Genomic DNA, 11646 nt, shown 5'->3' with positions numbered 1-11646 from the left:
GCTGGGCGACGTGACCGACGAGACGCGCGCCCTGACAGAGCCGACCTTCGCCGACCTCACGACGCTGCGCGTCGGTGGGTCGATCGACACATACATCGAGGCGACCAGCGAGGACGAGCTCGTCGAGGCCGTCCGTGCGGCGGACGACGCCGACCGACCGCTGCTCGTGATGGGCAGCGGATCGAACATGCTGGTCGCGGACGAAGGCTTCGGAGGAGTGGTCGTCCGGGACGTACGGACGGGCATCCACCTCGACAGCGCTGACGCGTGCGGCGGCGCAAACATCGTGGTTCCTGCCGGGCACACGATGGACGACGTCGTGGTCGCTGCGATCGCCCACGGCTGGGTCGGCGTCGAGGCGCTCTCCGGCATCCCTGGGACGGTCGGGGCTGCGCCTGTCCAGAACATCGGCGCCTACGGCCAAGAGGTCTCCGGCGTCGTCGCGAGCGTGCGCGTCTGGGACCGCGGTGAGTCGAGGACCCGGACGCTCTCCCTCGTCGAGCTCGGGTTCGGGTATCGCACCTCCATGCTCAAGCAGTCCACGCAGGTCCACGAGGTCGGTCCGGGCGAGACGCGGGACCCGCGTGCTCCCTGGTACCCGACGCCGCGCTACGTGGTCCTCGAGGTCACTTTTCAGTTCCGTCTCGGGACGCTCTCCGCACCGATCGGGTACCCGGAGCTCGCCCGACGCCTGGGTGTCGAGGTGGGTGCGCGCGTCGAGTCGGCAGCCGTGCGTGAAGCGGTCCTCGAGCTCCGCGGAGCCAAGGGGATGCTGCTCGACGACCCCGCGGCTCCCGACCACGACCGGTGGAGCGCCGGGTCGTTCTTCACGAACCCCGTCATCCCCGCGGAGCTCGCCGGTGAGCTGCCTGCCGGCGCCCCGCGCTATCCCGTGCGCTCTGCGCTGCCGGAGAGCACGACCGGGCCGAGCCTCGGGGCAGTCGACGAGTCTCTCGTCAAGACGTCGGCGGCATGGCTCATCGAGCGGGCGGGATTCTCGAAGGGGTACGGCATCGACGGCCCGGGGAGCCCGGCCACCGTCTCGACACGTCACACGCTCGCGCTGACGAACCGGGGCTCCGCGACGGCGATGGACATCGTGCGTCTTGCCCGAGAGATCCGAGACGGCGTGGTGCACACGTTCGGCATCGAGCTCGTTCCGGAGCCGGTCCTCGTCGGCGGCATGCTCTGACGCTGGGACCCGACGACCTGTCGGAAAATAAGAGGTTTCTCATCTGGGGTTCCTCTGCTCCTCATGCGGAACGCCCATGATTGTGCTCAGGCGGAAGCTGCGCGAGCGATGCGCAGACCGCAGGGGCCGTGAGCGTGGCGGCCCTGAGAGCAACGTGACCAAGAGCGTGGGCGTGGGGCGGCGGGGGAGAAGTCGCCGCTCCTCGTCCGCTCGTGGTGACGGTGGAGGTCGGCTCGTTGCTGACGGGCGCTTGCCCGGCCTTCGCACGCGTCCGGTCGTCGTCTTCCCCTAGAGGCGGCGGCCGGACCCATCTCTCGGGTTCGTGCCCGTCGACGGAGCCTGGCGCACCGGTCGTCCTCCGGGCACGCTCCCCGATCCGGGCTATCTCACGGCGATCAGCCGGTATCCCATCCCGCGCACCGTGACGAAGCGGTCCGCACCGAGCTTGTTCCGCAGGTAGCGGACGTACACGTCGACGACGTTCGACCCAGGATCGAAGTCGTAGCCCCACACCATGGACAGCAGCTGTTCCCGGCTGAGCACCTGCTCAGCATTGCGCAAGAAGGCCTCGGCCAGGCCGAACTCGCGGGCGGACAGCTCTACGTCGTGCGTGCCCGAGACGCGTGCACGCCGCGTCCGCAGGTCGAGGCTGAGCCCACCGTGGGTGAGCTCGTTGCTCTCCGAGCTGTTCTCTGCGTCCGACCGCAGACGCAGGCGGATCCGAGCGAGCAGCTCCTCGAACCGGAAAGGCTTCGCCATGTAGTCGTCGGCGCCGCCCTCGAGGCCGGCCACCGTGTCCGTGACCGAGTTGCGTGCCGTGAGGATGATGACGGGCACCGTCGCCTTGGCCGCGCGCAGTCGGCGCAGGACGGTGAAGCCGTCCTGGTCCGGCAGCCCGAGGTCGAGGATGAGGAGGTCGTGCTGCCCCTTCGACGCCTGGTCGTAGGCCTCCCGCCCCGAGCCGACGACCGTCGGCACGTACCCGGCCGCGCGCAACCCCTTGTTGAGGAACGCGGCGATCCGGGTCTCGTCCTCGGCGATGAGGATCTTGCTCATAGGTGTCTCTCCAGATGGTTGTCGTGCACAGGGCGGGAGAGCTCGAGGGGCAGGCGTGCCCCGAGGTCCGGAGGCTGACGGCGCAGGGTGACCGTGAACGTGGAGCCTGCGCCCTCGGTCGACTCGACCTCGGCGCTCCCGTTGTGCGCGGCGGCGATCGCGGCGACGATCGCGAGGCCGAGGCCCCGCCCGCCACGGTCAGGGGTCCCTGACCCTGCTCGGACGAAGCGCCCGAAGATCCTCCCGAGATCGTGCGGGGCGATGCCGATGCCGTCGTCGCGCACCCAGATCCGGGCCTCGTCCAGGGCGACGGCTGAACCGACCGCGATCGTCGAGCCGTCCGCCGAGTACTTGACCGCGTTCGACGCGAGCTGGAGCCACGCCTGGGTGATGCGCTGCGAGTCCAGCGGGAACGGGAGCTCTGCGCGAGCGTCGACGACCCAGTTGCGGGGAGCGAGCGCTCGCGCCTTGTCCAGGACGTCGTCGGTGAGACGCCCCAGGTCGACGTAGTCGCGACGGACGAAGTCGGGACGGTCGGCGGTGGCGAGCGTCATGAGGTCGTCCACGAGCCTGCTCATCCGAGAGATCTCGTCGAGGGCGATCTCTCGGGTGGCGATGACGTCGACCGGGTCGTGCCGGTCCATCACCTCGAGGTGCCCGCCGATGATGGTCAGCGGCGTGCGGAGCTCGTGGCCGACGTCGTCGAGGAGCTGGCGCTGTGACACGAAGGAACGTTCGAGCCGTTCCACCATGTCGTTGAACGTCCGGGTGAGGTCGGAGAGGTCGTCGTTCCCCTGGACCGGGATGCGGGTCGAGAGGTCCGACTCGGAGATCTGCTGCGCCGTGTCGCGCAACCGACGGATCGGAGCGAGGAAGCGGCCGGCCAGCAGCCAGCCGACGAGACCGATGAGCACGAGGGCGATCACGGCGACGACCGCGTACGTCCGGAAGGTGCCGCTCAGCGCGGCGAGCTCTGCCGACCTGTCGTACGCGATGACGAAGGTCCCGGTCTCGTCCGGACCGACAGTGACGGGCACCGCGGCGAACCGGTACTCGGTCGTCTCGGACGTGAAGCCCTGGAGCAGCGCGGATCCTGACGCCTGGAGCGTGCTGAGGTGCTCGACGAACGCCTCGTCCTCCTCGAGCCGCAGGGCGACGGCCTCGGGCGCGTACCAGCGCACGTGACCCTGCGCGTAGCCGATCATGCCTTCGTTCGGGGACGGGATGGTGCGCTGGATGGCGGTGTACACGAGCGAGCTCGCCGTGGTGAACGGTTGACCTGTCTCCGGGTCGAGCCCGCTGCTCGCGAGGTCGCGCAACGACGTCACAGAACGGACGAGGGAGTCGTCGATCCGAGCGTCGACCTTGCTGCGTTCGAGCCCATAGGCCGTGAGGCCAGCGATGAGGAGCCCGAACGCGCAGAGCAGGAGCATGGCGGCGAGCACGCGGGACCGGACGGTCGTGGCTCTCATCGACGGTCGTCCGGCGACATGTCGTCGTCACAGTCGTCGTCCCGGACCGATGAGGTGCGGTCCCGCTTCCGTCCGTCGGTGTCCGGCTCGTCGGAGGCGGTGCCCTTGGTCGACGGCTGCGTCTCTTGAGCGGCGGCCGTGCTCGTCTCCGGGGCAGGGAGGCCGGAGCCGGGACCGGGCGTCTCGACGGGCTCTGACTCGTCGGCAGGTGCAGACGGAGCCGTCGAGGCTGTGGTCGGCGCCGAGGGAGCGGTCTCGCTCTCCTGAGACGTCGTCGGGAGGGGGGTCGCCTCTGCGGGGACCGGGCTGCTCGAGTCGCTCGGCAGCGCGGACACGTCCGTAGGATCAGGCGTGGCGGTCGCCGGGAGGGGCGCGGGGGACTTTCCGTCGCGGGGGGTCGACGACTCGACCGCGATCGTCGGGCCGAGGTCGATCGCGGGGCCGCCACGGGTGACGAGAGCCCAGATGCCGAGGCCGAGAGTCCACACGACCATCGCTACGGCAGCGCTCGCAAACACACGCCACCCGGGATTCATGCACCAAGTATCAGCGAATTCGATGAGAAGTCCATGAGAGCATCCTCATCCAGGAGGGGCTGGTGCCGGATGCACAACCCGTCATGGACGAGGGGAGACAAAGCACGTGACGCCAGCCACACTGGTCCCGTGACCTACGTCGAGGCTGAGGCCCGCTCCGAAAGCTCCACACGGCACGGTCGCCGTGCCGTGCTCTCCTGGGCGCTGTGGGACTGGGGATCGGCAGCCTTCAACGCTGTCGTCACCACCTTCGTGTTCACGCGCTGGCTCACGAGCAGCGCCTTCGTCGCACCAGACGTCGTCGACGCCGCTGAGCGCGGTGGCGACGGCTCGGCAGCCCAGGCTGCCCTCGACGCGGTCCTCGCGTCCCACTCCTCCTGGCTCGGCTGGGGGATCGCCGCTGCCGGGCTGCTCATCGCGGTCCTCGCGCCGGTCCTCGGCTCGCGCTCGGACGACACCGGCCGGCGACGGTTGTGGCTCGGCCTCAACACCGCGGTCGTCGTCCTGCTCACGGCCACGATGTTCTTCATCACGCCGGACCCGCAGGCGCTCGATCAGAACCTCGTCCTCGGGATCGTTCTGCTCTCGCTCGGGAACATCTTCTTCGAGCTCGCATCGGTCAGCTACAACGCGATGATCTCGCAGGTCTCCACCCCCGCGACGCTCGGCAAGGTGAGCGGGCTCGGGTGGGGCGCCGGGTACCTCGGCGGGATCGTCCTGCTCCTCATCCTCTTCGTCGGGTTCATCAACCCCGACGTCGGCTGGTTCGGGGTGACCAGCGACAACGGCCTCGACGTCCGGGTGGCTGTGCTCGTCTCCGCGGTGTGGTTCGGTGTCTTCGCCATCCCCGTGATGCGCGCGGTCCCCGAGGTCGCGGCCAGCGGCCCGAAGGTCCGCATCAGCATGGTCGAGGCGTACCGCAACCTCGGCCGGGACGTCGCCGCGCTGTGGCGTGCGGACCGTCGCACCGTGTGGTTCCTCCTGGCCAGCGCGGTGTTCCGGGACGGTCTCGCCGGCGTGTTCACCTTCGGCGGCATCATCGCGTCGGTGACCTTCGGCTTCAGCGCATCCGGTGTCATCGTCTTCGCGATCGGGGCCAACATCGTGGCAGGCCTCGCGACGATCGTCGCGGGCTATGTCGAAGACCGCATCGGTGGCAAGCCCATCATCGTCACGTCGCTCGTCGGCATGATCGTCGCGGGGACCGTCCTCCTCGTGCTCCACGACGGTGGGGCGACCGTCTTCTGGATCTTCGGCCTCATGCTCTGCGTCTTCGTCGGCCCAGCACAGTCTGCGAGCCGCGCACTGCTCGCCCGGCTCGCGCCGGTCGGTCGGGAGGGCGAGATGTTCGGTCTCTACGCGACCACCGGGCGGGCAGCAAGCTTCCTCGCACCGAGCGCGTTCGCCCTGTCGATCATGGTCTTCGGCGCCCAGTACTGGGGCATCCTCGGGCTCGTCGTCGTGCTCGGTGCAGGGCTCGCGCTCCTCGTGCCGGTGCGCACGGACGACCTCCACCGTGCGAAGGAGCGGGCCGCCGGATGAGTGCACCCGGTGTGCCCGGTGCACCAGGCGCGCCCGCGCGCTGGGAGCCGGACGACCTCGGTGATGACTGGGTCGCGAGGACGCTCCCGCTGCGACCGAACGCCGAGGGCGAGGTCGTCGCGACCCTCGTGGCCCGCGCCGGAGCCGTGACGGACGACGCCTCGCTCCGGGCCGGGCGCGCGGGCCGGACCGCAGTGCTCTACATCCACGGCTTCGCCGACTACTTCTTCCAGACGCACCTCGCCCGCGAGTGGGAGGACCACGGGATCGACTTCTTCGCGATCGACCTGCACGGGTACGGCCGTTCTCTCCTCGAGCACCAGACGCCGAACTTCTGCACCGACCTCCGGGAGTACGGCGAGGAGCTCGCTGCCGCCACCAGGGTCGTCCGCGAGGAGCTCGGCTACGGACGGCTCGTCATCAACGGACACTCGACGGGCGGCCTGCTCGCGGCGCTCTGGGCACACAGCGAGACCGGACGCGAGACGGTCGACGGCCTCGTGCTCAACAGCCCGTGGCTCGACCTCAACCGGCCGTGGTTCGACCGCGTGATCGGGACGGCGGTGCTCGACGTCGTCGGGCGACGTGCCCGGTACGTCGTCGTGCAGCACGGGCCGTCCGAGTACTCCCGCAGCCTGCGCACGGAGTCGGGCGGAGAGTGGGAGATCGACGAGCGGTACAAGCCGTACGACGGCACGGCTGTGCTCGCCGGATGGTTGCGGGCGATCCGGGCGGGGCAGGCACGGCTCGCAGCCGGGCTCGACGTCCGCTGCCCGGTGCTCGTGTGCTGCTCGACGCAGAGCGGGGTCAACCGTGCGGACAACCCTGACCTCAGTCGCGTGGACGTCGTCCTCGACGTCCGGCACATCGTCGCGCGCGCCCCGGCGATCGGACCTGACGTGGACGTCGTGCAGATCGAGGACGGGATCCACGACCTGGCGCTGTCACCCGAGCCAGCCCGCTCGGCGTACTTCGCTGCCGTCTTCGAGTGGGTCGCCACCCGCCTGGACGCGGCCGCCACAGCCTGAACCGCCACAGCCTGAGCCGCCTCCGGTCCAGCAGCGTGCGCTGGTGTCAGTCCTCGGAGCGCAGGGCAGCCTGCACGGCGTCGAGCACGACCTGCTCCGGGAGCCCCGCCGCACGCACCTGGTCGACGAACGCGCGTGCTGCCTGCTGGAGGAGCACGTCGTTCGCGACGGCGCTGTGCGACACCACGGTGCCGGCTCCCCGCCGGGTCGTGACGACGCCGGAGGTCTCGAGGTCTCGGTACGCGTGCGCGACGGTGCCCGCCGCGAGCCCGAGGTCCGCTGCGAGCACACGGATGGGAGGCAGGCGTTCACCGACCCGGAGCTGCTCGGCGGAGACCAGGTCCATGATCTGGACCCGGACCTGCTCGTACGGCGGGACGCCTGAGTCGACGTCGATGGCGATCTGGAGGTCGGGCACAGGGACAAGCATGCACCGTAGAGTTCGAAGATGACATCACAGCGCCCGTCGCACGCGCCCCGAGGGGCGGAGTCTCCGACCAGCACGGTCGTCGAGACCACGGTGGGGGCGCTGAGTGCTCTGCGGGCGCGACCCGCAGGTGCGTCTCGCGGCACAGTGCTCCTCGTTCCCGGCTTCACCGGATCGAAAGACGACTTCGCGCCTCTGCTGCCGCTCCTCGCGGAGGCAGGCTGGGACGCGTGGACGTACAGCCAACGAGGCCAGGCCGACTCGGTCGCACCCGTCGGGGCCGCTGCCTACACGCTGGACGCGTTCACCGGCGACCTTCTCGAGGTGGCCGCGCTCGTCGGCGACGGCGCGGCCGTCCACCTGCTCGGCCACAGCTTCGGCGGGCTCGTCGCGCGAGCCGCGGTGCTCGCCAGCCCGGAGGCGTTCCTCGATGTGACGCTCTTGTGCTCGGGGCCTCGCGGGTGGCGCAGCGGCAAGGAGGAACGGCTCCAGGAGGTGGACGCCCTCGGCTCGCTCGGCATCTGGGAGCGAGACCACCCCGAGCTCGTGGACGTCGCCCCCGCCGACCTCACCGACCGGGACGCGTTCCTGCGACGGCGTGCAGAGCAGACGTCAGCGGACAACCTCCGAGGCATCATCGAGATCCTCTGGGACCCGGCGGACCGTACCGAGGACCTGCGAGCGACCGGCGTCCGCGCGCTCGTGGCCCACGGCGAGACCGACGACGCCTGGCCGATCGACTGGCAGCGGGAGATGGCGATCACGCTCGGCGCCCCCTACGAGATCGTCCCCGACGCCGGGCACTGCCCCGCCGAGGAGAACCCTGCAGCGACATCAGCCCTCCTCGACCGGTTCTGGCGTGGGTAGGCCCGGCCCGTCGTGTTGAATGGACGACGTGTTCACACCCGCTGACGTCACCCGCCTCGTCGGGCGGACGACCGCGGAGCGTGGCGAGCAGTACGTGCGCCAGGGCAACGTCCTCAGCGTGGCGCGCAACGCCGACGGCACGCGGATCGTCGCCCAGGTCTCTGGGTCTTCGACGAAGCAGTACGTCGCATCGGTCGAGATGTCCAGCTCCGGCGAGAACGCCGTGCCGCGGTACGGGCGGTGCACGTGCCCGGTACGGCTCGACTGCAAGCACGTCGCCGCGCTCCTCCTGGCGTACCTCGAACGACACAGCCCCGCCTCGCAGCCCACCCCCGTCGCCACCGAGAGCACCCGCCCCGCGTGGGAGGCAGCCCTCGCGCCTGTCCTCGGCGACGTGGTGCACCCGCCCGAGCCAGACCGCGCGTCGACCAGCACCGATCTCCGCGAGCGGTCGCGGTCTGTCCACGAGATCGCGCTCCAGCTCGAGCTCCTTCCCGAGGCCCTGCCCGCCCGCAGCTACTACGGGCACAGCGAGGCGGACACCCTCACCGATGACGACGACGACGACGACGCTCCGCCCCGGCTCGGGATGCGGCCCGTCGTCCGGGGCGCCCGCGGTCGCTGGATCCGGTCGGGCCTCACCTGGGCAGACCTCCGCTTCGTCGGCGTCTACCGCAACGGTGAGTACCGTCGCGAGCACGTCGACGTGCTCCGGGCGCTCTACGGCGTCTCCGCCGGCGCGACGAGCGCTGCGCTCGTCGGCGGATACAGCCAGCCGCCGGGATGGGTGTACGTCACCGAGATCCCCGGTTCTGTCCTCTGGGCGCTGCTGCGCGACGCCCGCCGAGCGGGACTTCCGCTCGTGCAGTCCGACACCCTCCAGAGCGCCGTCGAGCTGAGCGACACCCTCGCGCGCAGCGCCGTCGACCTTGTCCGCGACGGCGACGACATCGTCGTCCGCACCTCGATCACCCTCGCCAGCACCACCCTCGACGCACGCCGGACCGTGCTCGTCGGCGAACCCGCAGCGGGGCTCTACACGTGGGAAGGCTCCGCTGGCCCGATCCTCCTCGCGCAGCTCGCCACCCCGCTCGGCGCCGCCGAGCGCGACCTCGTCCGGCACGGCGCCAGCATCCGCGTCCCGGCACAGGACCAGGAGCGGTTCCTCACGACCGTCTACCCAGCGCTGCGCGACCGCTTCGACGACGCGATGGTCGACCCCACCATCGAGCTGCCCGCACCTCCACGACCGAGCCTGTGCCTCACGGTCACGCTCGAGCCCGAGCACGCTGCCCGCACCGCGTGGGAGTGGCGGTACCGGGTCCCGGACGGCGACCCGGACCGACCGTGGGCGTTCACCGTCCCCGTCGCGCACGGCGACCTCTCCGCGCCGACACCCAGAGCGCTGCTCGCGCACGGTCCTCGCGACACCGCTGCCGAGGACGCGATCCTCGAGCGGGTCGCCGCCGTGGCACCCGGCGTCCAGCACATGCTCGACGCCGGACCGCAGGCCCTCCGCGGGATGGAGACGGCCCAGCTCTTCACCGACGTGATGCCGGCGCTGCTCCTCCTGGCCGACGACGACCCCGACGTGGTCGTCGACATCCTCACCAGCACCGACGACCACGCAGTGAGCTACCACCACGAGCACGACGTGCAGGTGTCCGTCTCCGCCACCCCACGACCCGACTCCCGCGACTGGTTCGACCTCGGCGTCACCGTCCGCGCCGGCGAGCAGACCGTGCCCTTCGCGCAGGTCTTCACCGCGCTCGCCCAGGGAGAGCCCACCCTCCTCCTCGCGAGCGGCACCTACTTCACGCTCGACGAGGACCGCTTCGGGCGCTTGCGAGAGCTCATCGAGGAAGCACGTGCCCTCCAGGACACGATGGGCGGCACCCTGCGCATCAACAGGTTCCAGGCAGCCCTGTTCGACGAGCTCGACCGCCTCGGAGTCGTCGGAGCACAGGCCGCTGCCTGGCGAACCGCGCTCGGTGCGCTCGCGGACGGCCACGGCGTGCAACGGCTGGACCCTCCGACCGGGATGGTCGCGACGCTGCGCTCCTACCAGCACGAGGGCTTCGAGTGGCTCGCCTTCCTCTACGCCAACGGACTCGGCGGGGTGCTCGCCGACGACATGGGTCTGGGCAAGACGCTGCAGACGCTCGCGCTCGTCGCGCACGTGAGAGAGCTCGAGTCCGTCGCACCGGCCGCAGCTGTCACGCCGGCTGCCCCTGACACGCCTGCAGCGCCGGCGCCGTTCCTCGTGGTGGCGCCCACGAGCGTCGTCGGCAACTGGGCGGCAGAGGCGCGGCGCTTCACGCCGGGCCTCACCGTCGTCGTGGTGAGCGAGACACGCTCGCGCCGGACGGCTGACCTCGCGGAGCTCGTCGCCGGCGCAGACATCGTCGTGACGTCGTACGCGCTCTTCCGCCTGGGTTTTGACGAGTACGACGCCGTGACGTGGGCGGGGCTGATCCTCGACGAGGCGCAGTTCGTCAAGAACCACCAGTCGATCGCCTACCAGTGCGCCCGCCGGCTCGCCGCACCGTTCAAGCTGGCGATCACCGGGACGCCCCTCGAGAACAACCTCATGGAGCTGTGGTCCATCGTCTCGGTCGTCAGCCCGGGGCTGTTCCCGCACCCGCGGCGCTTTGCCGAGTACTACCAACGGCCGATCGAGAAGAACGGCAACGCCGAGCGGCTCGACAAGCTCCGCGACCGGATCCGCCCGTTCATGCTCCGTCGCGCGAAGGAGGACGTGGCCAAGGACCTGCCACCCAAGCAGGAGCAGGTCGTCGATGTCGTGCTCAACCCGCGTCACCGCAAGGTCTACGACCGCTACCTCCAGCGCGAGCGCACCAACGTGCTCGGCCTCGTAGGGGCTCTCGAGGAGCACCGCTTCGCGGTGTTCCGCTCGCTGGCAGTCCTCCGCCAGGCGAGCCTCGACCCAGCGCTCGTCGACGCCGAGCACGCCCACATCCCGGCGACCAAGCTCGACGTGCTCTTCGAGATGCTCGACGGCATCGTGGCCGAGGGGCACTCCGTCCTCGTCTTCAGCCAGTTCACGCAGTTCCTCAAGAGCGTCCGTGACCGGCTCGACGCGCGCGGGCTCGACCACTCGTATCTCGACGGACGCACGCGCAAGCGCACGGAGACCATCGAGCGATTCACGTCTGGCGAGACGAAGGTTTTCCTCATCAGTCTCAAGGCCGGGGGGTTCGGGCTCAACCTCACGGCTGCCGACTACTGCTTCTTGCTCGATCCGTGGTGGAACCCGGCAGCCGAGGCGCAGGCAGTCGATCGAGCGCACCGTATCGGCCAAGAACGCAAGGTGATGGTGTATCGGCTCGTCGCGACAGACACGATCGAGGAAAAGGTCATGGCGCTCAAAGCGACGAAGGCGCAGCTCTTCGCGAGCGTTCTCGACGGAGGGGCCGCGGGTTCCGGGGGAATGACCGCTGACGACGTCCGCGAGCTTCTCTCATGACATCGCGCCTATTCTGTGACCTTGATATGTGATCTAGAA

9 protein-coding genes are annotated in these 11646 nt (G+C 70.2%); 5 read left to right on the top strand and 4 right to left on the bottom strand.

All coding sequences use genetic code 11. The features are described 5' to 3' along the window. Positions 1–10 precede the first annotated feature (10 nt). A complete protein-coding gene (locus tag ATL42_RS09795) occupies positions 11–1192 on the top strand; it encodes a UDP-N-acetylmuramate dehydrogenase (RefSeq protein ID WP_245862390.1) in 1182 nt (393 codons plus the stop codon). A gap of 381 nt (positions 1193–1573) precedes the next feature. Here the strand turns inward: ATL42_RS09795 and ATL42_RS09790 are convergent, their stop codons facing one another. Genes ATL42_RS09790 through ATL42_RS09780 form a run of 3 tightly spaced genes read right to left on the bottom strand, consistent with a single transcriptional unit; the run spans position 1574 to position 4256 of the window. Then, the gene (locus tag ATL42_RS09790; RefSeq protein ID WP_098455180.1) at positions 1574–2248 is read right to left on the bottom strand and encodes a response regulator transcription factor; all 675 of its coding nucleotides are present in this window, start codon (positions 2246–2248) and stop codon (positions 1574–1576) included. Then, complete coding sequence (locus tag ATL42_RS09785) at positions 2245–3720, bottom strand: sensor histidine kinase (RefSeq protein ID WP_098455179.1); 1476 nt, start codon at positions 3718–3720, stop codon at positions 2245–2247. Before ATL42_RS09785 ends, ATL42_RS09790 begins: the two co-directional genes overlap by 4 nt. Further along, positions 3717–4256 carry a hypothetical protein gene (locus tag ATL42_RS09780; protein WP_143556734.1) on the bottom strand — a complete coding sequence of 180 codons (540 nt, stop codon included), beginning with the start codon at positions 4254–4256 and terminating at the stop codon, positions 3717–3719. Before ATL42_RS09780 ends, ATL42_RS09785 begins: the two co-directional genes overlap by 4 nt. A gap of 129 nt (positions 4257–4385) precedes the next feature. On the opposite strand from ATL42_RS09780, the gene ATL42_RS09775 reads away from it, so the two are divergent. Next, entirely contained in the window at positions 4386–5798 is a 1413-nt protein-coding gene (locus ATL42_RS09775) for an MFS transporter (RefSeq protein WP_245862389.1), read from the top strand. Beyond that, complete coding sequence (locus ATL42_RS09770) at positions 5795–6826, top strand: alpha/beta hydrolase (protein ID WP_098455176.1); 1032 nt, start codon at positions 5795–5797, stop codon at positions 6824–6826. The genes ATL42_RS09775 and ATL42_RS09770 overlap by 4 nt, the downstream gene beginning before the upstream one ends. Before the next feature lie 46 nt (positions 6827–6872). Here ATL42_RS09770 and ATL42_RS09765 read toward each other — a convergent pair whose 3' ends face one another. After that, entirely contained in the window at positions 6873–7256 is a 384-nt protein-coding gene (locus ATL42_RS09765; RefSeq protein WP_098455175.1) for a GntR family transcriptional regulator, read from the bottom strand. Between the two features lie 18 nt (positions 7257–7274). Between ATL42_RS09765 and ATL42_RS09760 the strand changes: the two genes are divergently transcribed. Together ATL42_RS09760 and ATL42_RS09755 are read left to right on the top strand one after the other, a co-directional pair. After that, positions 7275–8120, top strand: coding sequence for an alpha/beta fold hydrolase (locus tag ATL42_RS09760; RefSeq protein WP_098455174.1), 846 nt, complete (start codon positions 7275–7277; stop codon positions 8118–8120). 28 nt (positions 8121–8148) lie between these two features. Continuing rightward, positions 8149–11607, top strand: a complete 3459-nt coding sequence (locus tag ATL42_RS09755; protein WP_143556733.1) for a DEAD/DEAH box helicase — start codon at positions 8149–8151, stop codon at positions 11605–11607. Positions 11608–11646 lie beyond the last annotated feature (39 nt).

The sequence above is a fragment of the Sanguibacter antarcticus genome, from assembly GCF_002564005.1.
In the GTDB taxonomy this organism is placed as follows: Bacteria; Actinomycetota; Actinomycetes; order Actinomycetales; family Cellulomonadaceae; genus Sanguibacter; species Sanguibacter antarcticus.
This window is presented reverse-complemented; position numbering and strand designations above follow the sequence as displayed.